27 protein-coding genes and 2 riboswitches are annotated in these 26,958 nt (G+C 65.7%); of the genes, 18 read left to right on the top strand and 9 right to left on the bottom strand.

Translation table 11 applies throughout. The features are described 5' to 3' along the window. The first annotated feature begins 84 nt into the window (after positions 1 to 84). Positions 85 to 381, top strand: coding sequence for a hypothetical protein (locus AC1DN9_RS11220; protein WP_478100075.1), 297 nt, complete (start codon positions 85 to 87; stop codon positions 379 to 381). A 24-nt stretch (positions 382 to 405) separates the two neighbouring features. Then, positions 406 to 1,758 carry an eCIS core domain-containing protein gene (locus AC1DN9_RS11215; protein ID WP_478100074.1) on the top strand — a complete coding sequence of 451 codons (1,353 nt, stop codon included), beginning with the start codon at positions 406 to 408 and terminating at the stop codon, positions 1,756 to 1,758. Positions 1,759 to 1,781: 23 nt separating this feature from the next. Here AC1DN9_RS11215 and AC1DN9_RS11210 read toward each other — a convergent pair whose 3' ends face one another. Then, on the bottom strand, positions 1,782 to 4,595 hold the full coding sequence (locus AC1DN9_RS11210; RefSeq protein ID WP_478100073.1) for a winged helix-turn-helix domain-containing protein: 2,814 nt from the start codon (positions 4,593 to 4,595) through the stop codon (positions 1,782 to 1,784). Between the two features lie 93 nt (positions 4,596 to 4,688). Here AC1DN9_RS11210 and AC1DN9_RS11205 point away from each other — a divergent pair, with 93 nt between their 5' ends. The 14 genes from AC1DN9_RS11205 to AC1DN9_RS11140 all read left to right on the top strand — a co-directional run bounded on the left by AC1DN9_RS11205 (position 4,689) and on the right by AC1DN9_RS11140 (position 20,457). Beyond that, positions 4,689 to 5,828 carry an acyl-CoA dehydrogenase family protein gene (locus AC1DN9_RS11205; protein ID WP_478100071.1) on the top strand — a complete coding sequence of 380 codons (1,140 nt, stop codon included), beginning with the start codon at positions 4,689 to 4,691 and terminating at the stop codon, positions 5,826 to 5,828. A gap of 23 nt (positions 5,829 to 5,851) precedes the next feature. Continuing rightward, complete coding sequence (locus AC1DN9_RS11200; RefSeq protein ID WP_478100070.1) at positions 5,852 to 7,039, top strand: lipid-transfer protein; 1,188 nt, start codon at positions 5,852 to 5,854, stop codon at positions 7,037 to 7,039. 5 nt (positions 7,040 to 7,044) lie between these two features. After that, on the top strand, positions 7,045 to 8,217 hold the full coding sequence (locus AC1DN9_RS11195) for an acyl-CoA dehydrogenase family protein (RefSeq protein ID WP_478100068.1): 1,173 nt from the start codon (positions 7,045 to 7,047) through the stop codon (positions 8,215 to 8,217). 3 nt (positions 8,218 to 8,220) lie between these two features. After that, complete coding sequence (locus tag AC1DN9_RS11190) at positions 8,221 to 9,345, top strand: acyl-CoA dehydrogenase family protein (protein WP_478100066.1); 1,125 nt, start codon at positions 8,221 to 8,223, stop codon at positions 9,343 to 9,345. Between the two features lie 26 nt (positions 9,346 to 9,371). Beyond that, complete coding sequence (locus AC1DN9_RS11185) at positions 9,372 to 10,361, top strand: Bug family tripartite tricarboxylate transporter substrate binding protein (protein WP_478100064.1); 990 nt, start codon at positions 9,372 to 9,374, stop codon at positions 10,359 to 10,361. Between the two features lie 37 nt (positions 10,362 to 10,398). Beyond that, a complete protein-coding gene (locus tag AC1DN9_RS11180; protein WP_478100062.1) occupies positions 10,399 to 11,343 on the top strand; it encodes an SDR family oxidoreductase in 945 nt (314 codons plus the stop codon). Next, complete coding sequence (locus tag AC1DN9_RS11175) at positions 11,340 to 12,500, top strand: acyl-CoA dehydrogenase family protein (protein ID WP_478100060.1); 1,161 nt, start codon at positions 11,340 to 11,342, stop codon at positions 12,498 to 12,500. The genes AC1DN9_RS11180 and AC1DN9_RS11175 overlap by 4 nt, the downstream gene beginning before the upstream one ends. Before the next feature lie 19 nt (positions 12,501 to 12,519). After that, positions 12,520 to 13,506 carry an acyl-CoA dehydrogenase family protein gene (locus AC1DN9_RS11170; protein WP_478100058.1) on the top strand — a complete coding sequence of 329 codons (987 nt, stop codon included), beginning with the start codon at positions 12,520 to 12,522 and terminating at the stop codon, positions 13,504 to 13,506. Further along, complete coding sequence (locus tag AC1DN9_RS11165; protein WP_478100056.1) at positions 13,503 to 14,291, top strand: crotonase/enoyl-CoA hydratase family protein; 789 nt, start codon at positions 13,503 to 13,505, stop codon at positions 14,289 to 14,291. Before AC1DN9_RS11170 ends, AC1DN9_RS11165 begins: the two co-directional genes overlap by 4 nt. Before the next feature lie 313 nt (positions 14,292 to 14,604). Beyond that, positions 14,605 to 14,674: riboswitch (Fluoride riboswitch) on the top strand. A gap of 416 nt (positions 14,675 to 15,090) precedes the next feature. Continuing rightward, positions 15,091 to 16,356 (top strand): phosphopyruvate hydratase, encoded by a 1,266-nt coding sequence (gene eno / locus AC1DN9_RS11160; RefSeq protein WP_478100382.1) that lies wholly within the window; start codon positions 15,091 to 15,093, stop codon positions 16,354 to 16,356. Continuing rightward, positions 16,337 to 17,917: a MutS-related protein gene (locus tag AC1DN9_RS11155; protein ID WP_478100054.1), complete on the top strand. Its 1,581-nt coding sequence runs from the start codon at positions 16,337 to 16,339 to the stop codon at positions 17,915 to 17,917. The genes eno and AC1DN9_RS11155 overlap by 20 nt, the downstream gene beginning before the upstream one ends. Then, positions 17,914 to 19,452: a MutS-related protein gene (locus tag AC1DN9_RS11150; RefSeq protein ID WP_478100052.1), complete on the top strand. Its 1,539-nt coding sequence runs from the start codon at positions 17,914 to 17,916 to the stop codon at positions 19,450 to 19,452. Before AC1DN9_RS11155 ends, AC1DN9_RS11150 begins: the two co-directional genes overlap by 4 nt. Positions 19,453 to 19,666: 214 nt before the next feature. Further along, on the top strand, positions 19,667 to 20,071 hold the full coding sequence (locus AC1DN9_RS11145; RefSeq protein ID WP_478100050.1) for a fluoride efflux transporter FluC: 405 nt from the start codon (positions 19,667 to 19,669) through the stop codon (positions 20,069 to 20,071). Next, positions 20,068 to 20,457: a CrcB family protein gene (locus tag AC1DN9_RS11140; protein ID WP_478100048.1), complete on the top strand. Its 390-nt coding sequence runs from the start codon at positions 20,068 to 20,070 to the stop codon at positions 20,455 to 20,457. Before AC1DN9_RS11145 ends, AC1DN9_RS11140 begins: the two co-directional genes overlap by 4 nt. Positions 20,458 to 20,586: 129 nt before the next feature. On the opposite strand, the gene AC1DN9_RS11135 is transcribed toward AC1DN9_RS11140, so the two are convergent. From AC1DN9_RS11135 to crcB, 7 genes are all read right to left on the bottom strand, one after another. After that, positions 20,587 to 21,819 carry an MFS transporter gene (locus AC1DN9_RS11135; RefSeq protein ID WP_478100046.1) on the bottom strand — a complete coding sequence of 411 codons (1,233 nt, stop codon included), beginning with the start codon at positions 21,817 to 21,819 and terminating at the stop codon, positions 20,587 to 20,589. 104 nt (positions 21,820 to 21,923) lie between these two features. Beyond that, complete coding sequence (locus tag AC1DN9_RS11130; protein WP_478100045.1) at positions 21,924 to 22,328, bottom strand: universal stress protein; 405 nt, start codon at positions 22,326 to 22,328, stop codon at positions 21,924 to 21,926. Positions 22,329 to 22,357: 29 nt separating this feature from the next. Further along, positions 22,358 to 22,774, bottom strand: a complete 417-nt coding sequence (locus AC1DN9_RS11125; RefSeq protein WP_478100043.1) for a universal stress protein — start codon at positions 22,772 to 22,774, stop codon at positions 22,358 to 22,360. After that, positions 22,771 to 23,952: a cation:proton antiporter gene (locus AC1DN9_RS11120; protein ID WP_478100041.1), complete on the bottom strand. Its 1,182-nt coding sequence runs from the start codon at positions 23,950 to 23,952 to the stop codon at positions 22,771 to 22,773. The genes AC1DN9_RS11125 and AC1DN9_RS11120 overlap by 4 nt, the downstream gene beginning before the upstream one ends. A 35-nt stretch (positions 23,953 to 23,987) precedes the next feature. Further along, positions 23,988 to 24,311, bottom strand: a complete 324-nt coding sequence (locus tag AC1DN9_RS11115; protein ID WP_478100039.1) for a DUF190 domain-containing protein — start codon at positions 24,309 to 24,311, stop codon at positions 23,988 to 23,990. A 30-nt stretch (positions 24,312 to 24,341) separates the two neighbouring features. Beyond that, a complete protein-coding gene (locus AC1DN9_RS11110; protein WP_478100037.1) occupies positions 24,342 to 24,713 on the bottom strand; it encodes an HIT family protein in 372 nt (123 codons plus the stop codon). Positions 24,714 to 24,725: 12 nt separating this feature from the next. Further along, entirely contained in the window at positions 24,726 to 25,115 is a 390-nt protein-coding gene (crcB, locus tag AC1DN9_RS11105; protein ID WP_478100035.1) for a fluoride efflux transporter CrcB, read from the bottom strand. 88 nt (positions 25,116 to 25,203) lie between these two features. Then, a riboswitch (Fluoride riboswitch) is annotated at positions 25,204 to 25,266 on the bottom strand. Positions 25,267 to 25,329: 63 nt separating this feature from the next. On the opposite strand from crcB, the gene AC1DN9_RS11100 reads away from it, so the two are divergent. Together AC1DN9_RS11100 and AC1DN9_RS11095 are read left to right on the top strand one after the other, a co-directional pair. Continuing rightward, entirely contained in the window at positions 25,330 to 25,572 is a 243-nt protein-coding gene (locus AC1DN9_RS11100) for a hypothetical protein (protein WP_478100033.1), read from the top strand. A gap of 158 nt (positions 25,573 to 25,730) precedes the next feature. Further along, the gene (locus tag AC1DN9_RS11095) at positions 25,731 to 26,246 is read left to right on the top strand and encodes a hypothetical protein (RefSeq protein WP_478100031.1); all 516 of its coding nucleotides are present in this window, start codon (positions 25,731 to 25,733) and stop codon (positions 26,244 to 26,246) included. A 250-nt stretch (positions 26,247 to 26,496) separates the two neighbouring features. Here AC1DN9_RS11095 and AC1DN9_RS11090 read toward each other — a convergent pair. Beyond that, positions 26,497 to 26,958, bottom strand: a 462-nt coding sequence (locus AC1DN9_RS11090) for a nitronate monooxygenase (RefSeq protein ID WP_478100029.1), incomplete at its 5' end; no start/stop codon positions are given.

Raw genomic sequence — 26,958 nt, 5'->3', positions numbered from 1 at the left:
CAGCACGTAGTCTCCAAAAAAAGAACCAGTCGCTATGATGAAGCGCTCCGCACCGCCCACGCCATGACCGACGACCACGCTCTGTTGCGTGCCCTGCACCTTGCGCTGCAGGCCGGAGACGACGCGGACGCTGCCTTGACGCGCGTGGGCTGGCCACCCTGGTTGGACAGCCGCCGGCCCGGGCATGCCCTCACCCTGGCCGGCGCCGACCTGGCGCCCGACCCCGAGGCGCCGGACGAGTTTGTCGCACCCCACGACGCTGCCGTCGTGATGTATTGGGGCCTGAAACCGCACAAAGGGGCTGCGCGCGTGGCCGGGCTGGTGTGGCCCGTCGCCGGCCAGGCCGCTCGGCTGTTGCGCGCGATCGTGTTGCCGCCCTGAGGGGCAAGACAAGGAGAGCGTTCCATGGAACAGACGTATGCACGCCTCAGGAAGCCCGCCTGCAGTTGCGGCGGCACTTGCGCACGCTGCGAGAGCGCCAGGCCGCACGCGCAGCATGCCTCGCATGCCGACCACGCCGGCCATGCCTCCAGCCTCTCCGCCGCGGCACCGGTGCTGGACAGGGCGGGCGAGCCGCTGCACCCGGCAGTGCGCGCGCAGATGGAGCCGCGCTTCGGCGCCGACTTCAGCGGCGTGCGGATCCACAGCGGCGCCGAGGCCGAGGCTTCGGCCCGCGCGGTGCAGGCGCGCGCGTTCACCGTGGGCCAGCACATCGTGTTCGGTGTTGGCGAATACGCGCCCCACACACCCGGCGGCCTGCGCACCCTGGCGCATGAGCTCACCCACACTTTGCAGCAGCGCCACGCCACCTCGGTGCAGCGCCTGACCATCGGGCCGTCCGACGACGCGCATGAACGCGAGGCCGACCATATCGCCGTCGCCGTGCTTTCTCCTGCCGGCGCGATGACCCAGCCCCAGCCCCGGCCCACACCCTTGTCCGTCCAGCGCATGCAGCGGCTGACCGACTCGCAATTCGAGCACTCGGCCGGGGTCGACACCGGTATCAGCAACGGCACCATGACCACCGTGGGCGGCGTGCACGGCACCACCGCCAACGCCAGCAACTGCTTCGGTGCCGCGGACTGCAAACTGCACTTCGAGTTCGCCAAGGCCTACAAGGGCACCTATCCCTATGCCGCGGCGAATGGGCGCGTGGTGCGCGGCATCTACGCGAAGATCGTGGCCCGGCCCGACGAAAGCTGCTGGGCCTGCAGCCGCCTGGAGCTGGTGCAGACGCTGCGCAACACCACTGTGGGTGCCCGCGGCAGCCTGACGACGGCCGATCCGGGCACCGACGTGCGCCGTCAGCGTTCGGGCTGGGGCAATGCTTCGGCGCCCTCGCGCGGCTGGCGTGTGGACCGCATCGAGTCCGCGACCAATCCTTTCTTCACCCAGGGCAGCAATGGGCAGAGCGGCGACTACCGCAACCCCGCCATCCTGTGGGACGCGCCCGGGGATTGGGACACCGACCGCAGCATGGGCAAGGACTTCCAGACCTGCCTGATCTGCACCAGCGGTTCCAGCCGTTATGCGCTCGGCTGCGTGACCTGGGGCTACACGATCAACGCCGCGGGCGCGGTGACCTTCTCCCCGACGCCCGCTGCGAGCTGCGGCAGCACCACCGAACTGCGCGACGCCGCGAAGCGCTGGGACGCGATACCTGGCAATCAAGGTATCGGCCTGAACAGCAGCTCCCCGCCCCGCCCGGCCGGAGAGACGCCGCGGCCGCTCCGGCCGGGTGACCCCCGGTCGGCCTGAGGGCGCAGCCTCGAGCTGCTCAGTTAGTCAGTCCCGTCAAACGCCCGCATCCACGCGACCGCCTCGTCGCGCCCTGCGACGCCCAGCTTGCCGTAGATATTCTTCAGATGCCATTTCACGGTATCGATCGACAGCCCCAAGGCCAGCGCGATCTTCTTGTTGGGCATTGCCTGCGAAAGCAAGCGCAAGACGTCGCGCTCACGTTCGCTGAGGGGCTCCACAGGGCGCTTTGTCGCATCGCTCGACGTACCGCGTGAACTCGACGCTTCGGGCGCCACAACCCGCCTCCCCGCACTGCCCAATCTCTCCGCATAAAACGCCAGCACCGGGTCCAACGAGGCGTCCTTGGCCACGTCTGCCACCAGTTCCATCACCACGGGATCCGCATCCAGCAGACTGCGCACCAACCCCAGCCGATGCCCGCGCCGCAGCGCCGCCAGCGTGCATTCCTTCGCCGCATCCATGCGCCCACGCCGCCGCTCGATGGCGGCCTGCATCAGCTTCAACTGCGCCACCAGCCGTTGCCGTCCGCGCATCTCGATGTTCGCAATCAGCGATTCGATGCGCCGTGCCGCGTCGTCGAGATCGCCCCGCGCAATCGACCACCGGATGCGCGCACGCTCGGCGATCACGGAAATCTCCATCAGCGCACTGTGTTCCGCATTGGCATGGCGCGCATCGATCTCGTTCAGGCGCTGCATCGCCGCCTCGGCCGCTGCCGGATCGCCCATCTCCATGCGGTAGTGCGACTGCAGCGCCAGGCTGTACACCAGCAGCCGGTCTAGGCCCAGCGCGGCGCTGTAGTCCTCCAGCCGCTCCAGGTAGGCCATGCCTTCCAGTCGTCGGCCGGCCACCCAGTGCGCGGCCGCGAGCGTGCGGTGCACGCGAAGCACCGAGTCGGGAATCGACACGCGCTCCAGCGCATCCACGCGGTCCTCCAGCAGTTGCAGCGCTTCGTCGGTTTCGTCGTGCTCGTAGAGCACCTCGCCCAGCAGCGCGGTCGCGAGGTAGGCCGAGTCGACGCAGGCGCTGCCGCCCTCGTTGGATTCGCGCAGCACGTCGCGGTAGATGCGCTCGGCCTGCGTCATGCGACCTTCCATGGCGTAGCTCAGGCCGACCAGGGCGCGGCCCTGCAGCGTGCCCGATGGCGTGCCGCGAAGGGGCACGCCGTTGATCAGGCGGATGGAATTGTCTTGCTGGATGCGGCGCGCGCGCTCGTAGTCGCCGCGGTGCATGTAGAGCCAGGTCAGGATGTTGTCGCGCCCGCCGATGGTCATGGCATCCGCGCCCTCGGGCACGGCCAGGAGGCGCGGCAGCAGGGCCATGGCCGCGTCGGTGTCGTCGCGCTGCACGGCGAGCGTGGCTTCCATCAAGGTGAGCGCGTAGTGGCTCATGGCGTCGTCGGGCGGAATGTCCTTGCGCAGCCGATCGATCTGCGCTGAAAACGCGTCGAACTCCCGCGCAAACAGCTCCACCCGGATCATCCACAGCCGCAGGCCGACGCGCGCCTGCACCTGCGCCAGCGGCAACTGCCGCACCAGCCCGATGAGCTTGCGCAGTTCGCCGCGCACGGCCAGGTCGCGGGCGGATTTTTCGACCAGCGCGGCGGCGGCGGCGCCCTCGCCCGCCGCCACGCCCTGCCGCACGGCTTCGTCGATGAGGCCGTGGTCGCGGAACCATTGCCAGGCGATGCGGTGCACCTGCAGGCGCTCGGCCTCGCTGCGCTGGCCGAGCCGCTCGCGCAGGGTTTCGCGCAGCAGCGGGTGCAGGCGGTACCAGGTCTCGCGCTCGGTGCTCTCCACGGGCACGATGAAGAGGTTTTCGGCTTCCAGTCGCGCGAGCAAGGGCGCCATGCCCACATCGCTTTCAGAGCGGCCCAGCAGCACGGCGCACAGCGGCGCGCAGAAGCGGCTGCAGGCCGACACGCTGATGAGCAGATCCAGTTCCTGCGGCGACAGCCGCGACAGCACTTCTTTCTCGAAGTAGGCGGCGAAAGCCTGCGGATCCTGCACGTGTGTGCGCACGAAGTCCCCGGGCGCCTTGGCATCGCCGCGGGCCGTGGCCAGCTCCTGCCGTCGTTTCTTCCAGTTGATGGCCAACAATTGCAGGCCGGCGGCCCAGCCGTCGGAAAGCTCGTGCAACTGCATCGCGTCGCGGTGGTCGATGGTGCCGAGCTGGCTTTGCAAGAAGCGCTCCGATTCCGCCGCGGAAAAGCGCAGGTCGCGCACGTCCAGTTCGAGCAGTTGGCCTTCGGCGCGAAGCCGATCGAGCGACAGCGGAACCGCCCCGCGCGAGGCCATCATCAGGTGCAGGTTGGCGGGTGCGTAGTCCAGCAGCCATTGCAGCGCCTCGTGGATGCGCGCGTCGGTCAGGTGGTGCAGGTCGTCGAGCACCAGCACCAGGTCGCGAGGATGGCCGGCGATGGAGCGCACCAGCGCGATCAGTGTGCGCTCGACGGCCTCGCTGTCGATGCCGCGGCCGGCGAAATCGGCCGCCGCCTGCGTCACGGCGGGCGCCGCATGGGCCAGGCTGGCCAGCAGGTAGTCGAGCAGGCGGGTGAGTTCGTTGTCTTCCGCCGTCAAGGTGAGCCAGCCCACGTCGAAGCCCAGCGGCAGCAGCGCCTGGCGCCAGGCGACCAGGGTGGTGGTCTTGCCGCAGCCGGCCGGGCCCTGCAGCACCAGGCAGCGACGGCGTCGCGCCTCCATCAGCCGGGCCAGCAATGCTTCGCGCGCCACGACGCGGCCGGCGCTGCGCGGCGGGACCATCTTGGTGGTGACGAGCGCCTTCAGCGCGGAGACGTCGGGAGGTCGGGCAGGGCTGGGCGTCTTGTCGGGCATGGGTGGGGGCATTGTGGCGCGCCCGCCACCCGATCGGGGTAGTGAGGTTACGGGGGGTGGCTCCCAGAATCACTCGCAAGACAAGGAGACCCCGTGAACATCCACCGTACCGTCTACCGCGACGACCACGAAATGCTGCGCGAGACCGCGCGCCGATTCTTCGAGCGCGAGTGCCTGCCGCGCCAGGCCGAATGGGACAAGGCCGGCCGTACCGACCGTGAAACCTGGCTGAAAGCCGGCCGCGAAGGCCTGCTGTGCGTGACCGTGCCCACCGAATACGGCGGCGGTGGCGGTGATTTCGGCCATTCGTGCGTGCTGGCCGAAGAGCTGCACCGCTCGGGCGTCTCGGGCTTCAGCCTGTCCGTGCACTCGGACATCACCGCGCCCTACATCGTGCGCTTCGGCACCGAAGAGCAGAAGCAGCGCTGGCTGCCGAAGATCTGCCGCGGCGAAACCATCATGGCCATTGCCATGACCGAGCCGGGCACCGGCTCCGACCTGAAGTCGATCCGCACGACTGCCGTGCGCGACGGCGACGAATACGTCATCAACGGCAGCAAGACCTTCATCAGCAACGGGCTGAACTGCGACATGGTGTTGGTGGCCTGCAAGACCGACCCGAGCGCCGGTTCCAAAGGTGTGAGCCTCATCATGGTCGAGACCGACCGCGCGGGCTTCCGCCGCGGCCGCAAGCTCGACAAGGTGGGCCAGCCGGCCGCCGACACCACCGAGCTCTTCTTCGACAACGTGCGTGTGCCGGTCGACAACCTGCTGGGGGAGGAGAACAAGGGTTTCGTCTGCCTGATGCAGGAGTTGGCGCAGGAGCGGCTGATCATCGCCGTCTACTCGGCCGCCAAGCTCGAACGCCTGCTGGAGCAGACCATCGAGTACGTGAAGGAGCGCAAGGCCTTCGACGGCACCGTGTGGGATTTCCAGAACACCAAGTTCAAGCTGGCCGACGTGAAGGCGCAGGCCGTGGCCGTGCGCACGATGGTCGACTACTACATCGGCGAGCACATGACGCGCCGCATCTCGGTGCAGGAAGCCGCGATCGCGAAGCTGTTCGCGACCGAGACGCTGTGGAAGTGCATCGACGAGATGGTGCAGTTGCACGGCGGCTACGGCTACATGCTGGAGTACCCGATCGCTCGGGCGTTTACCGACTACCGCATCACGCGCGTCTTCGGCGGCACCAGCGAAGTCCAGCGCGACCTCATCTCACGCAAGCTCTGAATCAACCCCCTTAGGACAAGCACATGACTGAAAAAGTAATCGTCGCCGGTGTCGGCATGATCCCCTTCGCCAAGCCGAGCCAGAGCCTGAGCTACACCGAGATGGGTGCCGAGGCCACGCGCCGTGCGCTGGCCGATGCGGGCGTGAGCTACGACGTGGTGCAGGAAGCCTACGTGGGCTATGTGTACGGCGACTCCACCTCGGGCCAGACGGCACTCTACGAAGTGGGCATGACGGGCATCCCGGTCGTCAACGTCAACAACAACTGCTCCACCGGCTCGACCGCGCTGTACCTGGCGCGCAAGGCGATTGCTTCGGGCGATGCGGACTGCGTGCTGGCCCTCGGCTTCGAGCAGATGCAGGGGGGCGCGCTCAAGGCGCAATACACCGACCGCCCGCCGACGCGCGAGCGCTTCCTGCCGGTGCTGCACGGTCTCACGGCCGACATGGACGGCATGCCGCAGGCGCTGCGCACCTTCGGCGGCGCAGGCCGTGAATACATGGCGCGCTACGGCTGCAGCATGGAAACCTTCGCCAAAGTGCGCGCCAAGGCCAGCCGCCATGCGGCCAACAACCCGCTCGCCCTCTTCCGCACGGTTTTGACGACGGAAGAAGTGATGGCCGACAAGGTGCTGCTGCCCGGCGTGATGACCCGCCTGATGGCCTGCCCGCCGACCTGCGGCGGTGCCGCCGCCCTGCTGGTGTCGGAGCGCTTTGCGAAGAAGCACGGTCTGCGCACGGACGTGCAGATCCTGGCGCAGGCGATGACCACCGACCCGGTCGAATCCTTCGAACCGCCCTCGATGCTGAGCTGGGTGGGCACGCACATGACCAAGTCGGCCGTGGGCCGCGTCTACGAAGCGGCCGGCGTCGGCCCCGAAGACATCGATGTCTGCGAACTGCACGACTGCTTTGCGCAGAACGAAGTCATCAGCTACGAGTCGCTGGGCTTCTGCCCCGAAGGCGGCGCCGAGAAGTTCGTGAACGACGGCGACAACACCTACGGCGGCAAGATCGTGGTGAATCCCTCGGGCGGCTTGCTGTCGAAGGGCCATCCGCTGGGTGCGACCGGCCTGGCGCAGTGCTATGAACTCACGCACCAGTTGCGCGGCAGCGCGGACCAGCGCCAGGTGGAAGGTGCCCGCCTCGGCCTGCAGCACAACCTGGGCCTCGGCGGCGCCTGCGTGGTCACGCTCTACGGCAAGAACTGAGCGCCATGGATCTCCAGCTGAGCCCGAGCGAGACCTCGTTTCGCGACGAGGTGCGCGCCTTCATCCGCGACCGGCTGCCCGCCGAGATCCGCGACCGCCTGAGCAAGGGCCACGCGGCCCGCAAGCAGGACATCGTGACGTGGCAACGCATCCTGCATGAACGTGGATGGGCGGCGCCACATTGGCCGCAGGCGTACGGCGGCGCGGGGCTCGGCACTGCGGAGCGACTGATCCTGGTCGAAGAACTGCAACGCGCCGCGGCGCCGCAGCCCCTGCCCTTCAACGTGGCGATGCTCGGCCCGGTGCTGCTGCGCTTTGGCACCGAAGAACAGAAGCGCTTCTTCCTGCCGAAGCTGGCTCGGCTCGATCTGTGGTTCTGCCAGGGCTTCTCGGAGCCGGATTCGGGCTCGGACCTCGCTTCGTTGCGCACGCGTGCCTTGCGCGATGGCGACGAGTACGTGGTCGACGGTCAGAAGATCTGGACCACCTCCGCGCACCATGCCGACTGGATCTTTGCGCTGGTGCGCACCGAGCAGGCGGCGCGCAAGCAGGACGGCATTTCGCTCCTGCTGATCGACATGAAGACGCCGGGCGTTTCGGTGCGGCCGATCGTTTCCATCGACGGGCAGCATCACCTCAACGAAGTCTTCTTCGACAAGGTGCGCGTGCCGGTCGCCAACCTCGTCGGCGAGGAAGGCCGCGGCTGGGACTGTGCCAAGTACCTGCTGGCGAGCGAGCGCACCAACATCGCCAGCATCGGCCTGTGCTGGGAGCGGCTGGGCTATGCGCAGGAGCTCGCCGAGAGCATCAGCCAAGGCGGCAAGCGCCTGATCGACGACCCGAAGCTCGCCGCCGAACTGGCCACGCTCGGCGCCGAAGTGCGCGCACTGGAGCTGACCAACTGGCGTTTCCTTCTCGACCCGGAAATCGGTCGCAAGAACGCGGGTTTCGCGTCGGTGCTCAAGGTCAAGGGCTCGGAGACGATGCAGGCGTTGACTTCGCTGATCGCCCGCCTCGCCGGACCGGCTGGGCTGGAACGGCGCGATGGCGAAGGCGACGCTGCCCTGCACCCGCTCGCTGCCGCGTCTCCTCGCTACTTCTTCTATCGCGCAGCCACCATCTACGGCGGCTCCAGCGAAGTGCAGAAGGACATTCTGGCCAAGACGCTTCTGGGATAAGCCATGCAATTCGATCTGAACGAAGAACAACAGGCGCTGGCGGAAAGCCTGTCGCGCCTCCTCGATGACCACTACGGCTTCGAGAAGCGTCGCGCCATCGCAGGCTCGGAAGCGAGCTGGAGCGAAGCGGCGTGGAACAAGCTGGCCGAACTCGGCGTGACGGCGTTGGGCATTCCCGAGGCCTTCGGCGGGCTGGGCGGCGGTGCGGGCGACCGATTGCCGGTGATGCAGGCTTTCGGACGCGCGCTGCTGCTGGAGCCGTATCTTGCGTCGAGCGTGCTGGCCACGACAGCTGTGCTTGCAGCGGGCAGCGAAGCGCAGAAGGACGGCTTGCTGCCCTCACTCGCCAGTGGTGAATTGCGCATGGCCTGGGCGCACGAGGAAGCAGCCGGGCGCCATGCGTCCCTGTGGGTCGAAACGCGTGCACACCTCGACGGCAAGCAGTGGCGTCTCGATGGCGCGAAGTCGCTCGTGCTGCATGCCGGTGCGGCCAGCCGCTTTGTCGTGAGTGCGCGCGCCAGCGGACAGCCCGGCGATGAAGACGGCCTCGCCCTCTTCCTCGTCGATGCTGGCAACGCCAGGTTGCGGGCTTACCGGCTCATCGACGACACGCCCGCTGCCGAGTTGATCCTCGACTCGGCAGCCGCCGAACCCTTGGGCAATTCTTCGGACCACGCGCGCGCAGCATCCGCCATCCGCGCCACACTCGCAGCAGGCACCGCCGCCGTCTGCGCGGACATGGTCGGCACGATGGAAACGGCCTTCGCCCTCACCACCGCCTACGTCAACACCCGCAAGCAGTTCGGCCGGCTGATCGGCGAATACCAGGCGCTGCGCCATCGCATCTCCGAGATGGCCGTCGCACTCGAAATGGCCCGAAGCATGGCCATTGCGGCGGCAGTGGCGGCGGATGACCCAGCGTCGCCCAACGCGGCCACCGACCTGCCCCGCGCCAAGCTTTCCATTGGCCGTCACGCACGTGCGCTTTGCCAGCAGGCGATCCAGTCGCACGGCGGCATCGGCATGACGGAGGAATACGCGGTCGGCCATTGCCTGCGTCGCATCCATGTCCTCGACCAATTGTTCGGCGACGTGGACGCGCAAGCCGCGCGTCTGGCCCGCTTGTGAATCGAATCACCAAACTGGAGACAAACATGAAACCTCTCAAGACTGTTCGCCTGCTGGGCGCAGCGTTGACCTCGCTGATGGCCTTCGCCCTGCCTTTGCAGCCAGCGCAAGCCGCGGACCCATTCCCGTCGCACCCCGTGCGCTTCATCGTGCCGCTGGGCCCGGGCAGCGGCTCCGACACCATCACGCGCCTGGTCGCCAAGCTGGCGATGCCGGAGCTGGGCCAGTCGACCTTCGTGGAAAACAAGCCGGGCGGCGATGCGGTGCTGGCCGTTCAGAGCCTGTTGACATCGCCGGCCGACGGCTACAGCGTGCTGATGCTGTCGCCTTCGTCGATGGTGATCAACCCGCTGGTCAACGAAGGCCTGGCCTACGACCCGCAGAAGGACCTCCGTCCGGTGGCGACCATGCTGCGCAGCGCCGCGGTGCTGGTCACCGGCGCCAACTCGCCGTACAAGACCTTCGCTGAGGCGATGACCGCCGCGCGCAAGGCGCCGAAGACCGTGAGCATGGCCAGCTACAGCCATCACTACCGCATCGGCTCGCTGATGATGCAGCACGAGGCCGGTGTGCAGTTCAACTACATCCCCTACAAGAGCCCGGGCCAGGTGCAGACCGACCTGATGGGCGGGCAAGTGGACCTGGCCCTGCTCGACATCGGCGGTGCGCTGCCGCTGATCGCGGCCGGCAAGGTGCGTCCGCTGGCCGTGACCGGCAAGGAACGGCACCCCAAGCTCGCCAACGTGCCCACCGTGCGCGAGAGCGGCTTGCCCGACTACGACCTCTATGTCTGGATCGGCTTCGGCGTGAGCAGCAAGGTGCCGGACGCAGCGGCGAAGACGCTGGAGACCGCGCTGCTCAAGGCCATGGCGCAACCGGAGTTCAAGACCTACGTGACCGAGACGGCGGGGGCCGAGGTCTACACCATGCCCGGCAAGGAAATGAGCGCCATGATCGCGTCGGAGACCGCGCGCTACCGTGCGCTGGCCAAGCAGGTCGACATCGTGCAGCGCTGAGCCGCTGCATCCGCGAGAAGAGACTCAGGAGAAAGACATGCAACAGCTTTGCAAGGACCGCGTGGTCGTCATCACCGGCGCCGGCCGCGGCATCGGCCGCGAGTACGCGCTCGAATTCGCACGCCACGGCGCCAAGGTCGTGGTCAATGACCTGGGCGGACGTGGCGACGGCGGCCCCGGCTCCGCGACCGGCCCGGCCCTCGAAGTCGTGGCCGAGATCGAAGCCATGGGAGGCCAGGCGATCGCCAACGCGGACGACGTGGCCGACTGGAAGGGCGCCAAGCGCATGATCGACGCGGCCATCGACACCTTCGGCGGCCTCGATGTGCTGGTCAACAACGCGGGCATCCTGCGCGATCGCACCCTGGTCAACATGGAGGAGGAGGACTGGGACGCCGTGATCCGCGTGCACATGCGCGGCACCTTCGCGCCCTCGCGCCACGCCGCCGCCTACTGGCGCAACGAATCGAAGGCCGGGCGTCAGCGCGACGCGCGGATCATCAACACGAGTTCGTCGTCGGGCCTGTATTGCAACGCCGGCCAGTCGAACTACGGCGCGGCCAAGGCCGGCATCGCCGCCCTGTCGGTGATTGCATCGCGCGAGCTGGACCGCTACGGTGTGACGGTGAACGCCATCTACCCGACCGCCATGAGCCGCCTCACCGAAGACATCTTCGCCAGCCCCAAGTGGCAGGCGATCCGCAACGAGGCCCCCGGCTTCGATCCGCTTGACCCGTCGAATGTAGCGCCGCTGGTGGCATGGCTCGGCAGCAGCGAATCGCGTGGCATCACCGGGCGCGTGTTTGGCGCGCGGGGTGGCCGCATCACCGTGGCCGAAGGCTGGCACGCCGGCCCGCGTATCGAGAAGGTTGGACGCTGGACCGTGGAGGAGCTCGGTGAGCTGATCCCCGACCTGGTGAAGCAGGCCGCTCCGAATGCACTGACCACCGGCGAGATCCCCGTCGAAGAGGTGACGCCATGAGCACGCAGTTGCTCGAGGCCTTCCGCCTTGCGCAACTGCCCGAGGAAGCGCAGGCATTTCGCAAGGAAGTGCGCGAGTTCTTGGCGGCCAACCTGGAGCCTGCCGCGCCTGCGGTGCGGGCACGCACCTGGATGGGCTTCGACGCAGCCTTCAGCCGGCGTCTCGCTGCGCGGGGCTGGGTCGGCATCACCTTGCCCAGCCAATACGGCGGCGCGGGCCTCGATGCTTTCCGCCGCTTCGTGCTCGTCGAGGAAATGCTCGCGGCCGGCGCACCGGTCGCCGCGCACTGGATCGCCGACCGCCAGAGCGGGCCGTTGATCAACAAGTTCGGAACCGAAGCGCAAAAAGACTTCTACCTGCCGCGCATCTGCCGCGGCGAAGCTTTCTTCTGCATCGGCATGAGCGAGCCCAACTCGGGCTCCGACCTGGCCAGCGTGCGCACGCGCGCTACCCGCGTGGAAGGCGGCTGGCGCCTGACGGGCCGCAAGATCTGGACGACCAACGCGCACCGCTCGCACTACATGATCGCGCTGGTGCGCACCTCCGGCGCGCCGGAAGACCGCCAGGGCGGCCTCTCGCAGTTGATCGTCGACCTCTCGCTGCCCGGCATCGACATCCGCCCGATCGTCGACCTGACGGGCGATGCGCACTTCTCGGAAGTGACCTTCGACGACGTCTTCCTCAAGGATGACGCGCTGATCGGCGACGAAGGCAGTGGCTGGATGCAAGTCAATGCCGAGCTCGCCTTCGAGCGTAGCGGCCCGGAGCGCCTCTATTCGAGCGTCGTGCTGCTCGACACCTGGATGGCGAGCCTGCGCAAGACCGGCTTCTCCGCATCGGATGCCGCGCTGCTGGGCGGCTTCACGACGCAGTTGGCGACGCTGCGCAGCCTGTCGGTCGCCGTGACCACCAAGCTCGCGCGCGGTGAAAGCCCTGTGGTCGAGGCGGCGCTGGTCAAGGACATCGGCACGGAGTTCGAGCAGGCCATTCCAGCCGCCATCGAAGCGGCCGTGGCAGCCGACCCGACGCGCGCCATCGATGCCGACCTGCATCGCACGCTCGCCTACTTGAGCCAGATCTCGCCGACCTTCTCGCTGCGTGGCGGCACGCGCGAGATCCTTCGCGGCATGATCGCGCGCGGGCTCGGCCTGCGCTGAACATCAAGGAGACAAGAACATGTTTACCGAAGCCATCGAGGCCATCCTCGTGGACCAGTGCACACCGGCAGCGATCCGCGCGATCGAGAACGGCGGAACGCCCGTGGCGCTCTGGCGCGCGCTGGCTGACAACGGATTCCTCGAACTGATGGCGAGCGAAGCCGCCGGCGGCGCGGATCTCGACCTGGACGCGATCTTTCCGATCTTCGTGGCCTTTGGCCGCCACGCGGCGCCGGTGCCCGCAGCCCAGAGCATTGCGGCGCGCGCCCTGCTGGGTGATGTGGCAGCGCCGGAAGGCATGATCACGCTCGTGGGCCATGCGCGGCGGGAAGCCGATGGTTCGGTCCGTGCAGCCAACGTGGCGTTCGGCGCCATCGCGGACCACGCACTCGCCAACGTCGACGGCGCGCTCGTGCTGCTCGACTGCGCAAAGGCCGAACGCACCACGACCGGCGTGCGCGGCAGCCAGGGCGCATCGCTGCATTGGGCGCGTGACGCCATCGGCACGCCGGTCGGAGACAACGGCGACCAGGTCGCCGTGTTCAGCGCGGCGCTGCATGCGGCGGCCATGGCCGGTGCGATGGAGCGGATGTTCTCGATGACGCTCGGCTACTGCAACGACCGCGTGCAGTTCGGCAAGGCCATCGGCAAGTTCCAGTCGATCCAGCACCAGCTCAGCGTCATGGCCGAGCACGTGGCTTGCGCGGGCGTGGCGGCGGAGCTGGCGTTCAAGGCCGGCGACAAGATCCCCGCGGTGCTCGCTGCCGCAACGGCCAAGGCGCGCACCAGTGCCTCGGTGCCCCTCGTGGCATCGACGGCCCATGCGCTTCACGGCGCCATCGGCGTCACCGAGGAATTCGATCTCCAGCTCTACAGCCGCCGCCTGCACGAATGGCGCATGGCCGATGGCTCGGAGGCCTACTGGAACCGCATCGTCGGCGAGGCGATGCTCGGGCATGCCGTGCCGTCGGTCCTGCAATTCGTGATGGAGGAGATCCTGCAATGAGCAACTTTTTGATCTATGAGCAAGAGGGCCACATCGTCACACTGACGATGAACGATCCCGAGCGCCGCAATCCGCTCACGGGCAACACCGCTTCGGCAGAGTTCCTGGCGGCCATCGATCGCATCCACGCCGATCATTCGGTGCGCGCGGTCATCCTCACAGGTGCGGGCACGGCCTTCTCGTCGGGCGGCAATGTGCGCGACATGGGGCGTTACCACGATATGCCGGGGATGGAGTTGCGACGCGAATACCGGCTCGGCATCCAGAAGGTGGCCCTCAACCTCTTCAACCTCGAAGTGCCGGTGATCGCGGCGGTGAACGGCCATGCCATCGGGGCGGGGCTGGACCTGGCGTGTTTGTGCGACATCCGCATCGCCGCCGAAGGTGCCAAGTTCGCGGAGAGCTTCGTCAAGCTCGGCATCATCCCGGGGGATGGCGGTGCGTGGCTGTTGCCGCGCATCATCGGCCTCTCGCGCGCGACCGAGCTGACCTTGACCGGCCAGACCATCGACGCGAAGCAGGCCGTGGAGTGGAACCTGGTGTCGCGTGTGGTGCCGGCCGAGCAATTAATGCCGACGGCGCGCGAGCTGGCCGGGCAGATCGCTTCCAACCCGCCGCATGCCGTGCGGATGGCCAAGCGCCTGTTGCGCGAAGCGTTGCATTCGCGCCTGGACACGCTGCTGGAAATGTCGGCCGCCTTCCAGGTGATGTCGCACCAGATGCCGGATCATCACGAGGCGGTCGCGGCTTTCAATGAGAAGCGCAAGCCGGAGTTCCGCGGCTGACGCGAATCGGATGCGACTTGCAGGGATTCGCCGGTAGACGCAAGGCTACTGTGTCGTGCAGCCGCGGTGACTAGGCGGACGGGGAGCCGCGAGGCTCGCCGGTTCTTGCAGGAGGTGCCCGGTCTTCCAACCCGTTCAAGTCGCCGCCCTCGTTGGAAGCGAGTGCGGCCTCGTGCAGTGCTGGCTGGATGTTGCCGCTGATTTATACGATTGCGCGCCGATAGGCTCGTGGCGGGGCAGCTGTCGAATCAAAACCTCGTCGTTCGTATCCCCCAATCAGATGCACTTGTCCGGTGAACCTGAACGCCATATAGTGGCGCCAGGAGATGGCATTCCTCCTCCCTTGAGAAACCGCCGCACCGGCTGATGATGCCTACACGACCCAGTCCGGGTGTGTAGGTGTGCGGATGAACGGTTTGTTTGCCTTCTTCTCTGCAGTGCCCCATCGTCGCATTGCGGTGCACCGAGCCCGTACGGCCAGGACACGCTGCGTCGCCGATCCCACCATCTCCGCCTCCCAGACCTCGCCCGAATCCACGCACTCGCTTGCTTGCTTCGATCGCGCGTACGCCAGTGCGCTCAGCCCGCGCCAGGAGGCCATGTTGTTGCAGACCACCCAGCACATCGTCGCTGAGCCGCGACACCGCGCTGGTGGTCACGACCTGGCCGGGCCCGCGACGGGGCATTCATGCCGGATCCGCACCCGCGTGCTGCTCCAGATCGCGCGCCGGGAGCGGAACGCGCCCGGTCGGTTCACTTCCTACGTGGCCAGCGGCAGAGATCACCAGGAGACAGACCCATGAACGCGCGCATCGCAGGCATCCGTGCCACTGAAATTCTCGACTCCCGGGGCCATCCCACGGTGCAGGTAGTTGTCACCTTGGACAACGGCCTCCGCGCAGGGTCTTCCGTGCCTTCAGGCGCCTCCACCGGCACGAACGAAGCGGTCGAACTGCGCGACAGCGATGCGCGCCGCTACAACGGAAAAGGTGTACTGCGAGCGGTGGCCAACGTCAACGACGTGCTGGCTCCAATGCTGCTCGACATGGATCCCGTGCATCAGTCCGAAATCGATCACGCGATGATGGATCTGGACGACACGCAGAATAAATCGCGTCTCGGAGCCAACGCCATCCTGGGCGTATCGCAAGCCTGTGCACGTGCCGCGGCCCGCTCGAATGGGTTGCCGCTATATGCCTATCTGGGGGGCGCGGATGCATGTCGGCTGCCGATGCCAATGGTGAACATCATCAACGGCGGAAAACACGCGGACAGTGGCCTGGACATCCAGGAGTTCATGATCGTGCCGCGGGGTGCGAACAGCTTCGCCGAGGCCTTGCGATACGCCGCCGAAACCTTCCATGCGCTGCGGGCCATCCTGCTCAGTCGAGGCTATACGGTCGCCGTGGGCGATGAGGGCGGCTTCGCTCCACTGCTCGCGAGCAACGAAGAGGCCCGCGAGCTCATCCTCGAGGCGATCGTCGCCGCGGGCTATCGGCCCGGCGACGACATCGCGCTCGCGCTGGACGCTGCTGCCAGTTCCTTCTATGAGGGCGGCAAGTACCGCCTGTCGCACACGACCTACCGCGACAAGACGAGCGCGGAGATGACGGCTCTGTATCAACAGTGGATCCGGAAGTACCCCATTGTCTCCATCGAAGACGGGCTGGCGGAAGACGACTGGGAGGGGTTTCGGGAACACACGGCAGCGCTGGGTGGCCAGGTGCAAATCGTCGGCGACGACATGCTCGTCACCAACACCCGCTTCATTGCGCGGGCGATCGAAGAAAAAACGTGCAATGCGGCGCTGATCAAGCTCAACCAGATCGGCACGGTGACCGAGACCGTCGCTGCCGTCGACCTATGCCGGCAGGCGGGGTGGGGTTACGTCATCTCCCACCGTTCGGGCGAGACCGGCGACACCTTCATGGCCGACTTCGCGGTGGCCATGGGCGGTGGCCAGATCAAGGCTGGATCGGTGTGCCGCGGCGAACGTGTCGCCAAGTACAACCGGCTGCTCGAGATCGAACAGGAGTTGGGCGATCGTGCGCACTTCGAACGCTGATGCGGGATCCATGGGTGCGACGCCTTTGCCGTTGCATAGCATCCTCTATCTCCCCGGCGGGGAGAAGGATGAGCGCGAGGTGCGAGAGCAGCCCGACTTCTTTCACGACTTGAACCTCGACCAGATCGTGGAAACGACGACCGCCGGCTGGCAGGAATACGACCTCGTGCCCTTCTTCCAAATGCCGCTGAGCGAAGTGGACGCGGTGGTCTATCGCCAAGAAGTGATGTGCGACCTCGACGGGCAGTCGCTGACAGCAGTCGTCAAGGCCTTCGCAAGCGCGATGCGGGAGATGCGTTTGCACATGCTCGCCGCGGAAAAGATGTACTACAAGTACGAGAAGCTGCGCTGGTTCCTCTCCGCGGTCCAGACGTATTGCGCCGCCGTCGAACGCCTGCGGCACGAGCTCGAACCGCTGACGCTGGCGTCGCGAGGTATGCGCGCGCTGCGTGAGCATGTCGAGCGCTACGCGACATCGCCTGCGTTCAGTGGGCTCGGCGAGCAGGGGCAACAGGTCGCCTCCAGTCTGGCCGCCATTCGCTACGGCGTGCTGATCCACGGCGGCAGCGTGACCGTGCGTCCCTATTGCGATGAGATCGACTACACGGCAGCCGTGGAAGGCACATTCGAAACGTTCCGCCGCGGAACGGTGAAGGACTACCTCATGAAATTCAAGGAGATGGGCAGCATGAACCACATCGAGGCCCAGATCCTGGACCGCGTAGCGCTGCTCAACCCGGAGCCCTTCCGGGCCCTCGAGACCTTCCGTGAGGAGCATGCCGGGTACCTCGACGTGACGCTGTCGCGCTTCGACCGGGAGGTGCACTTCTACCTCGCCTACCTTGCGCACGTGGACCGGCTGCGCCGCGCCGGCTTGAGCTTCTGTTATCCGCAGCTGAGCGAAAGGAACAAGGAGGTTAGCTGCGCGCAGACGTTCGACCTCGCGCTCGCGAACAAGCGCGTGCAGGAACAGGCAAGCGTCGTCTGCAACGACTTCTTCCTGCGCGGCGCCGAACGCATCTTCGTCGTCACGGGCCCGAATAACGGCGGCAAGACGACCTTCGCACGCATGTTCGGGCAGTTGCACTACCTGGCCAGCCTCGGATGCCCAGTCCCGGGAACGCAGGCAAGACTGCTCTTGTGCGACCGCGTCTTCGCGCACTTCGAGCGGCATGAGGACATCGCCAACCTGCGCGGCAAGCTGCAGGACGACCTGGTGCGCATCCGCCATGTTCTGGATGCCGCCACGCCGCGCAGCATCGTGATCCTGAACGAGATCTTCGCGTCCACCACGCTGGAGGACGCGGTCTTCCTCAGTCGGAAGGTGCTGGCGCGGCTGTCACGTCTCGACGCGCTGGGGGTGTGCGTCACGTTCCTCAGCGAGCTCGCCTCGTTCGACGCCAAGACGGTCAGCATGGTGAGCGCGGTGGATCCGCACGATCCGGCCATCCGCACCTACAGGCTGGAACGCCGGCCGGCCGACGGTCTCGCCTACGCGGTGGCGATCGCGCGCAAGTACCACGTCACTTACGACGCGCTGAAGGAGCGCATCGCGCCATGAAAGCTCTGCTGATGCACCCGGAACGGGACTTCGACCTGGAGCAGCCGCTGCCGCCCCCGCCCCACGACGACACGCTGATGCAGGACCTGGAGATCGGCACCTTGCTGAAGGCGATGGCCGGCGACGATGAGCTGCTGCTGCAGGTGGCGCGCAAGGCGCTGCTGAACGGGCTGCACGACGAGGTCGACACGATCTTGTACCGGCAGGAGGTCCTGCTCGACTGCCTGGCCAATCCGGAAGCGGTGCGCGAGCTCTATGGGTTGACCATCGAGACGATGGAACGCAGGCGAAAGAGCCATTTCGGCTACTTCATGAGTCTCCCGTCGTCCATCCTGAGCAGCTCGGTCGAGTTGATGCGCATGTTCGTCGACATGCTGAAGATCCTGCGCTCGATGGCCGAAACGCATGCGCCGAGCTTTTCGTCTCGTGCATTCACGGCGCTGTTCGCGACGCTGCAGCGCGAGCTGGGCGACGACTACTTCGGCGTCATCGAGGATCAGCTCAAGGAGCTGAAATTCAGCCATGGCGTGCTGCTCAGTGCGCGATTGGGCAAGGGCAACATGGGTCAGGGCTACGTTCTGCGCCTGCTCGGAGACAAGCGCCCCACCTGGCTTCGCCGACTGCTCGGCCACGGGCCGCGTGAGTACACGTTCCACCTGCCAGAGCGCGACGAAGCCGGCGCGCGGGCGCTTTCCGAGCTGCAGGACCAAGGCTTGAACCTCGCGGCCAATGCGCTCGCGCAGTCCGCCGAGCACATCCTGAGCTTCTTCGTCGCATTGCGCACCGAACTCGCCTTCTACGTCGGGTGCCTGAACCTGCGCGACCGGCTTGTCGACCTCGGCCTGCCGACTTGCGTACCGACGCCGCTGCCCGGTGACGTGCGCGGTCACCGCTTCAGCGAGCTGTACGACCCTTGCCTGGCCCTCAGCCTGGGCCGCGCCATCGTGGGCAACACCGTCGACGCCCAAGGTTGCAGCCTGGCGATCGTCACGGGCGCGAACCAGGGCGGGAAGTCCAGCTTCCTGCGTAGCATTGGCGTCGCCCAGCTGATGATGCAAAGCGGCATGTTCGTCGGCGCGCAATCGTTTGCTGCGGAAGTCTGCACGGGTCTCTTCACGCACTACAAGCGCGAGGAGGACGCAACGATGAAGAGCGGCAAGTTCGACGAAGAACTCGCGCGCATGAACCGGATCGCAGAACTGGTTGCGCCCGGCGCGCTGGTGCTGTTCAACGAGTCCTTCGCATCGACCAACGAACGCGAGGGTTCCGAGGTTGCCCGGCAGATCGTCGCTGCGCTCCTCGAGCGTCGCGTCAAGGTGTTCTGTGTCACCCATATGTACGACTTCTCGCACGGAATCTTCGCGGCGCGGCGCGACGACGCGATTTTCCTGAGGGCCGAGCGCCTGCCCGATGGCACGCGGCCCTTCAAATTGGTCGGGGGCGAGCCGTTGGAGACCAGCTATGGCGACGACTTGTACCGGGAGGTGTTCGAAGCCGAAGCGCGGGAGTCGAACGCCTCGCCTGTCGGATCGTGACCTGCTGCTGCGCACGCCTGTCGCTGTGGACTGGCAGGAGGCGATGCGAGCAACCAATCCGATCGGCACCGATGCACAAAACGCGCCCAAGCAAATGGCCACGGGCCACGACCGAGTCGCACCCGATCAGGCCGCCTCGACCCGTCAGCCCACAGCCCTATCCAGTGACTCAAGCCTGTTGCGCTTCAGGACTTGAAACCGCAAAAATGTTGGAATGAAGCCATTGGATGTCATGTGGATCGGTTTGGGCGGTGGCCTGGGGTCTCTGCTGCGCTTGTGGATCGGACGAGTGGTCGGTGAACGCCACAGCGGCGACTTTCCGCTCGGCACCTTCCTGATCAACATCTCCGGCGCCTTCGTGATGGGATACCTGTCCGTCCTGTTCAACGTCGATTGGCGCGACCGCTACGGCATGGCCCTCAATGCCGGCGTCCTGACTGGGTTGCTCGGCGGCTACACGACTTTCAGCAGCATGCAACTCGGCGCTGCCGATCTGGCCGCAGGGAGACGCGGAGTGCTTGCCGCGCTCTATCTTTTTCTTTCGGCCGCGGTCGGCTTGTTGGCCGCCGTACTCGGGGCCACGATTGCCCGTGTGCAGGGCCAAGGGGCGTTGCCGTGATCAAAATCGTCATTCCGGTCTTCGTCGGCGGAGCCCTGGGCGCTGTGCTGCGCGAGTTCGTCATGTTGATGATGCCAAAGCTGGCGGACGGTTTTCCGCTGGACATCCTCATGGCCAATCTCGTGGCCTCGTTTCTGCTGGGCTTCGTTACAGCGCGTCATAGCCGCAGGGTAGTGTCCGACCGGGCCAACCTGTTGCTCGGGACCGGTATTGCCGGTGGGCTATCGACGTTTTCGAGCTTTGCTTATGGCATGGCCGTGCTGATCACGGCCTCGGGGGCGAGCGCCGTCGTGGCGGCAGCCTATGTCTTGATCAGCTTGGTAGCCGGCTACGTGGCAGTTGTTGTCGGACTCAAGCTTGGCGGACAACTGCTATCACAGGCTTGAGCGCGCTACCAGCGCACCTTGCCGGTCTGAGGGCGGAATGTCTTCAACGCCGCTCGGCCTCCACCATCTCTGGCACCGATCCAAATAACCGATGCTCGACGCGTGCATGGACTTCGCGACCTTCGTCCGTCATGGGCTCGACGCCTCGGTGGCGGGTGAGAGTCGCATGCAGACCAGAACGACCGCGGACGCCAGCGCGACGACTCCCCCCAGTGCGAAGCCTGCCTGTGGCGAGAACATCGTCCATAGTCCGCCCATTGCGATGCTGGAGACGAAATCGCCCAGCCCGTCCACGGAACTCATCAACCCAAATCCGGTGCCGTGCTGGTCATCGCGCATCAGCGTGGATGCAAGCGCCGGCTGCGACGATTCAATGATCGCGGTGTAGATGCCGTTCAGGGCGAACAAAAGCACCAGCAGCCAACGCTGCGCGTCAGCGGCGATGAAGCCGAGGCACAGCAACCCGAACAGCGCGAAGCCCGCGCTTAATACAAGGCGTCTGTTCACGCGATCGGCCAGGACACCGATCGGATAGGCCACCAGCGCGTAGACGACATTGCCGAACGTGTAGAGGCCAATCGCGAATGCACCGGCGGCCATCGTGCCCAACGTGGGCGTCAGCAGATCCTGCGCGCGCAGGATGAGCAGCGTCGGCGCGAAGTTCGAAATGCCGAACAATCCGACGGGGATGAGGAATCGCATGAAATCACTCGGAAGTGCCTTGACGCTGTGCCAGGGATGGCTCGCGTCCGGGCGTCGCGGCTTTTCTTGCACGAGCAGGACGATGGACGCGACCGCGCACAGACCCGGAATGAGCGAGACGACAAAGATAGTGCGCAGCGAAACGTGTGCGATGAGCAACGAGGCGGTCAGTGGCCCGAGGATTGCGCCCAGCGTATCAAGCGTGCGATGAAATGCGAAGGCACGCCCCACCGTGGCCTGCGTCGTCGATTCGGTCAGCAGTGCGTCGCGCACAGGTGAGCGGATTGCCCAGCCAATCCAGCCCGCCGTCCGACCGATCAGCACCTGCCACCAGCTTCCCGCCAACGCGAACGCGGCCTTGCTGACAGCGGTGATGAAGTAACCGACAACCGCCAAGCCCTTGCGCTGTCCGATGCGGTCGCTGTACCAGCCGGCCCAGATCTGGAACAGCGTCGACACCCCGTCGGCCACGCCTTCGATCAGACCCAGCGCAAACGCGGGGGCACCCAACACGTTCGACAGGAATACCGGCAGGATGGCTGAAGCCATCTCGTGGTTCCAGTCGCTGAAGAGGCTCGCGAGGCCCATGCCCAGGATATTGCGGTTCAGCCAGCGCTTTGGCACTACCGGATGGGACTGTGGCTCGACGCTTGTTCGCATGATGTTCGCGTCCTCAGGACCGGGGGGTCGCAACGAGTGGTGCGTTCGGGGTCGCATCCGTGGCGTGTATGCGGGCACATGTCATGCACTGGCCGTACACCTCGTCAAGGCGCGACGAGAACGCAGCATCGAGCGCGGTCGATGACCCGTTTGGCCACTGAGCCTTCGGCCATGCGATCGATCAGTGAGCGATGTCGATGACCCATTACGATGGTGTCGGCTCCAATTCGCTCGGCGGCCGCCACGATCTGGTCGGCCACAATGCCTTCGGCCACTTCGAGTTCGAGATCGACATCCGCGGCAACCGCGCGCGCGTGCAGCCCTCGCAGACACGACGTGCACCTGACGCGAGCCCGGTCGATACTGCGGCGAGTTTCGACTTCAGCGGACCAAGCGACGGCGACGACATGCAGCGTCGATGCGCTCTGTTGAGCTAAGGTCAGGGCCTGATCGAAGGCCCTGTCGGAGGCAGGCGTTCCGTCATAGGCGACGAGAATCAGGTTCGTCATGGCGCTCTCCAATCATGAGGCAGGGCGCGCTATCTCAGCACCGTGACAGCGCAGTGGGCATAGGCGATGACCTGCCGTGCCACAGAACCGATCAGCCAGCGCTCGAAGAGCGTGCGGCCGCGATGGCCCACCACGATGTGGTCGATCGCGTGCTCCTCCGCATAACGAACGATCTGTTCGGCCGGATGGCCGACGGCGACATGGAAGTGCGTCTTGATCGCCTCCTGCGCGAGCTTCGCTCGGATCGAGGCGAGCAGGCGGTCGGAGTGACGTCGTGACTCCTCGATCGCCGCTTCGGTCTCCACTTCGTCGCCGAACTCAGGTGGTCGTGCCACCGTGAGCACATGCAGCTCTGCGCCGTATTTGCGCGACATGTCGAGTGCAAACTCGAATGCATGATCGGCCCCGGCCGAACCATCGTAGCCAAGCAACACGCGTCGGATCATGGTGTGCTCCTGGTTGCTGATGAATGAGGTTGTGCGGCAGTGTTTGGCAGCGCCTCGGCCTTGTCGGCTTCGTCCAGCAAGTGGCGGGGCAGAAAGAAGGCATTGGCGATGAGCGTGGGCACCACCGCACTGCCGATCACTGCCGCCACCAGGCACGAATACTGTGCTTGGTCGATCACGTTGTGTGATAGACCGAATAAAGCGGAAATGGTGCCGAAGGTGAGTCCAGTGGACATTAGCAGTGTGGTGTAGGTCGATTCCTTGCGCGGCGAGCCGTACCAGCGCGACAGCGGATAGACGCCGGCCACCTTCGTCGCCATCTTGGCCAACAACAGAATGATGAAAGCGCCGGGCGCGGCCACCAGCGCTGGCAGCGAGACCAGCGAGCCGGCACGAATGAAATAGAACGGCGTCAGCAGTCCAAAGGTCAGTGTGCGCAGCCGCCGAACCAGCGCGTGGTCTTTGCCGACGGTGCCGGCCAGCACCATCCCGGTGAGGTAGGCCGGCAGCACCGCCTCGCTGTCCGCCCAGGCCGCCAGCGCCCCCAGCCCGAACAGCAGGAACATCAGGAATTTGGCTTCGAGTTCCGAGGGCCGGCCGCCGAAGCGCTTGAAGAACCTCGGCGTAAGCCAGGGCAAGACGATCGCAGCCACCCCGCAGGCCGCAAAGAAGATCAGCGTCTTGAACGTGAACGGCGCAAAGATGAATCCGAGCGCTAGAACCGTGGCCAGGTCCGTGATGAAGCAGGCGGCCAGCACTGTTTTGCCGTAGTCGGTCGCGTTGAACCCGAACTCCAGCATCACCGCGTACACCACAGCGACCGACGTGGTGGACATTGCAATCCCGGCCAGCCAACTGGCCGACGCGGACCAGCCGAGACCCCAATAGGCGACGGCGGTGCAACCGAAGAAGGGCGCCGCGAAGCTCACAAGGCCGATCGCGGAGGACTCCTTCCACTTGGACCGCAGAACACGTGGATCGAGTTCGGCGCCAGCCAGGAAGGTCAGCACGATCGCACCCGTGCCGGCCAGAAAGGTGACCCACGACTCGCCGACCCCCAGAGCTGCTCCGCCCACAAAGGCGCCGATCAGCAACTGCGCGATGGCACCGACGACGATCTCAGACAAAGCGGTGGCTACCCGAAGCCAGATCGACAGCAGCGTCGCGGCCAGCGCCAAGCCGAGCCAGAGCGCGGCCAGCGCCCAGGTGGCGGTCACGGCTCGCCCCCGACGACGCCCATCTCCAGCGGCACCTTGATGTAGAAGAGCTTGAGCTTCTCGCCGGCCAGGTGCGCGAGGAAGTTCTGCGCCTCTTCGTCAGTGAGGGCAAAACCAACCTCTACCGACACGTCGCCGGCCAACTCGAAGAAGTGCTCTTCGTGCATCCTGCCGTGGCGGCCGAAGCCGGCGATGGCCCGAAAGGCCGAGCCGCCGTGGATACCCACCTTCTTGGCCTTTTCAAGCAGCCATTCGTAGGCGAGGATGCCGTGATGGCGGCGATTCTCCTGGACGTAGAACTTGAGATAGATGCCTTGCATGACGGGCTCCTTCGGTTCGAATGACTCGGTTCAATAGGACTGCTTGTCGGGGATGACGCCGCGCACGCCACCGCGAGGCTGCGGCGTGTCGCCGCGGTAGCGCGGGATCAGGTGAACGTGCACGTGCGGGATGGTCTGACCGGCCGCCTCGCCGACGTTGACGCCGACGTTGAAACCGTCGGGCTGACGCTCGCGCTGCAGCAGATCCTTCGCCTCCTGCAGCAAGGCGAGCAGCGCCTGCCGTTCGTCGGTGGTGGTCTCGAAGAAGTCGGCGACATGGCGCCGGGTGAGGATTAGGATGTGTCCCGGCGTCACGGGATTCACGTCCCAGCGCGCGATCGCCAGGGTGTTCGAGAGCACGGCTTCACTTTCGTTGCAGAAAGGGCAGACACTGTGGTTCATGATCATCTCCGCCTAGGCCCTGACGAAGAGCGCGTTGGCGATCAGGATGCCGATCCCAGTGAGGATCAGCGAGCCAACGAGGTGCACGCTTGCCGCACCCAGTGCCCACCAGTGCTCATGGCGACCGATCAATGTCACAACTTCGACCGAGAAGGTAGAGAAGGTCGTCAGGCCGCCCATGAAGCCGGTGATGATCAGCAGCCGCCATTCGGGTGCGAGGCCGCCGTTGTGCGTAAAGAAGGCACTGGCGACGCCAACCAGCAGGCCGCCGATAAGATTGGCGGCGAGCGTACCCAGCGGAATCGTTGGGAAGATGGGGTTCAGCCAGCCACCCAGCCACCAACGCAACAAAGCGCCACAGCCGGCGCCGCCAAAGACTGCAAAGATCGAAAACCCGCTCATGTCGCTCCTGGTCGAAAGGGCCGGAGCAACCGGTGCGGCAACTGTGCGCGGTGTGCGCAGCGGAAATGCCTACTCCGATCCGTCCGGGATCTTGGTAGGCATCATCAGCCCGGGCGGGCGGTTTTGGAGGAATGCCATCTCCGAGCGGCTCAGTATATTGGTCAAGCCACGGGCCGGCAAACACCTCATGTCTGCAGATCCCAGGGAGGTGAAGATGCTGACGGTCCGTAACCTTCGACCCGAACCCACCTTGAAGGATTGGTTCCGCGAGAACACGTCGCTTCTGGCGGTACTCGCGCTGTGGGCGCTTGCGATGTTTTGGCTGGGAGGAAGCCACATTCCTGTGGAAGGTCAATTGGCTGCGAATCGGACGGCCGCCGAGGATCCGTGCTTCTTCGTCGGCGATGCCCTTGTGTGCAAGCCAGGTGCTGAGTTGGAACTCGATGGACCACCCTAACTGCGCATGCTTCCGGTGGGACGGCTTGTGCTGCGGAATTCTTTTTGTCGACCTCTCGCGTCCGGGCGAAAACGCGGCTAAGGACGCAGGCCTGAGACGTCTTGAAAGATTCGTGAGGAAGATTTGAAATTCTGCGACCCAACTCGAGGAGTCAGCTCATGACCAAGCCCGATGCCCTCTATAGATTCACCCGTGTGAACGTTTCGCTCGCTGTAACGATGCTGCTGATCCACGGCACTGCTTTCGCCGGAGATGACGACCGTCAAAAAGACAAAGGAGAAAAAGGCCCGGAGGCCATCGTCGGGGTTTGGGAGTCGACGGCGACAGTCAGAGACTGCAATAGCGGCGTCGCGATTGGCAGCTTTAAGGGATTGTCCACGTTCAACGTGGGAGGCACGGCTTCTTATGGAAGTAATTCCCCTCCCGCCTTGACAAGCGCTTCAATGGGAACCTGGAAGCGCGAGTCCCATCGGACCTACACCATTACGCTGGTGTTCTATCGTTTCAACCCCGATGGGTTGCTCCTCGGCATGCAGAAGTCAAAGGGAACGCGCACCTTTTCCGAGGATGAAAGCAGTTTCACAGGCACGGTAAATGGTCAGATCACCGATGCCGCGGGAAACGTGCTGGCGCATACCTGCCTCACAGATACCGGCTTGCGCGTTAGTTGGTAGCCGCTGCAGCGGGAGGCGGGCCGTCTTCTACTTGGGCACCGCCAAGTGGTCGAGGAGCGAAAGGATCGACTGCCAACCAGACGGCATCAATGCGGATCGGACACTTCGCGCAGCCAATCGGCGCATTCGGCCGCCGTAGGCCTCCGGGGCTCTCTCGTCTCCTCAGAGGTCGATCTTCGGCGGTGCTCGGAACTCTTGGCCCGCATTCAGCGTGCGACGCCTCCAACCGCCGGCGCTTCCTCTGCCACGGTCAGCGCGCAATGTCGGGGTCGCGCACGACTTGCGCAAAAGCAACCGCAGCCCGTGCCGCGTCACGCACGAGCTTGTCGATGATCTGCGCCGCCGGCGCGATCTCGTCGGCGAAGCCGCCGGCCGGGCCCAGCGACACGATGCCGCCGTCCACGTCACCCTCCTCGTACACGCGCTGGCGCGTGCGCGATGAGAGGATCAGGTCGCCAAACTCCCCATGGCTGCGTGCGCCCGCGGATTCGATCTTCTGCACTTCGCGCGCCGCGTCGTTGTGCAGCACGCGCCAGGTGTCGTTGAGCGATCCGAGAATGGCCGTCGAGCAGTATTGATCGGCATCGACGATGCGCTGCTTGAGGGCATCGTGCGCGCGAATCTCCCGCGCCACCATGAAGCGGCTGCCCATCACCACGCCGTCGGCGCCCAATGCCAGTGCCGCCGCGATCTGGCGTCCGCTGCCGATACC

Source organism: Variovorax sp. 05L425 (assembly GCF_056397705.1).
The sequence above is the reverse complement of the archived record's forward strand: the minus strand, read 5'-3'. Positions and strand labels throughout refer to the sequence as shown.

Bases quoted from the DNA above. Each gene is read 5' to 3' on its own strand.
- AC1DN9_RS11095 (WP_478100031.1), top strand. From the start codon at position 25,731: ATGACCAAGCCCGATGCCCTCTATAGATTCACCCGTGTGAACGTTTCG.
- AC1DN9_RS11115 (WP_478100039.1), bottom strand. From the start codon at position 24,311: ATGCAAGGCATCTATCTCAAGTTCTACGTCCAGGAGAATCGCCGCCAT.
- AC1DN9_RS11110 (WP_478100037.1), bottom strand. From the start codon at position 24,713: ATGAACCACAGTGTCTGCCCTTTCTGCAACGAAAGTGAAGCCGTGCTC.
- AC1DN9_RS11100 (WP_478100033.1), top strand. From the start codon at position 25,330: ATGCTGACGGTCCGTAACCTTCGACCCGAACCCACCTTGAAGGATTGG.
- AC1DN9_RS11200 (WP_478100070.1), top strand. From the start codon at position 5,852: ATGACTGAAAAAGTAATCGTCGCCGGTGTCGGCATGATCCCCTTCGCC.
- AC1DN9_RS11210 (WP_478100073.1), bottom strand. From the start codon at position 4,595: ATGCCCGACAAGACGCCCAGCCCTGCCCGACCTCCCGACGTCTCCGCG.
- AC1DN9_RS11170 (WP_478100058.1), top strand. From the start codon at position 12,520: ATGTTTACCGAAGCCATCGAGGCCATCCTCGTGGACCAGTGCACACCG.
- AC1DN9_RS11135 (WP_478100046.1), bottom strand. From the start codon at position 21,819: ATGCGAACAAGCGTCGAGCCACAGTCCCATCCGGTAGTGCCAAAGCGC.
- AC1DN9_RS11175 (WP_478100060.1), top strand. From the start codon at position 11,340: ATGAGCACGCAGTTGCTCGAGGCCTTCCGCCTTGCGCAACTGCCCGAG.
- AC1DN9_RS11185 (WP_478100064.1), top strand. From the start codon at position 9,372: ATGAAACCTCTCAAGACTGTTCGCCTGCTGGGCGCAGCGTTGACCTCG.
- AC1DN9_RS11125 (WP_478100043.1), bottom strand. From the start codon at position 22,774: ATGATCCGACGCGTGTTGCTTGGCTACGATGGTTCGGCCGGGGCCGAT.
- AC1DN9_RS11180 (WP_478100062.1), top strand. From the start codon at position 10,399: ATGCAACAGCTTTGCAAGGACCGCGTGGTCGTCATCACCGGCGCCGGC.
- AC1DN9_RS11165 (WP_478100056.1), top strand. From the start codon at position 13,503: ATGAGCAACTTTTTGATCTATGAGCAAGAGGGCCACATCGTCACACTG.
- AC1DN9_RS11215 (WP_478100074.1), top strand. From the start codon at position 406: ATGGAACAGACGTATGCACGCCTCAGGAAGCCCGCCTGCAGTTGCGGC.
- eno (WP_478100382.1), top strand. From the start codon at position 15,091: ATGAACGCGCGCATCGCAGGCATCCGTGCCACTGAAATTCTCGACTCC.
- AC1DN9_RS11150 (WP_478100052.1), top strand. From the start codon at position 17,914: ATGAAAGCTCTGCTGATGCACCCGGAACGGGACTTCGACCTGGAGCAG.
- AC1DN9_RS11130 (WP_478100045.1), bottom strand. From the start codon at position 22,328: ATGACGAACCTGATTCTCGTCGCCTATGACGGAACGCCTGCCTCCGAC.
- AC1DN9_RS11145 (WP_478100050.1), top strand. From the start codon at position 19,667: ATGAAGCCATTGGATGTCATGTGGATCGGTTTGGGCGGTGGCCTGGGG.
- crcB (WP_478100035.1), bottom strand. From the start codon at position 25,115: ATGAGCGGGTTTTCGATCTTTGCAGTCTTTGGCGGCGCCGGCTGTGGC.
- AC1DN9_RS11195 (WP_478100068.1), top strand. From the start codon at position 7,045: ATGGATCTCCAGCTGAGCCCGAGCGAGACCTCGTTTCGCGACGAGGTG.
- AC1DN9_RS11190 (WP_478100066.1), top strand. From the start codon at position 8,221: ATGCAATTCGATCTGAACGAAGAACAACAGGCGCTGGCGGAAAGCCTG.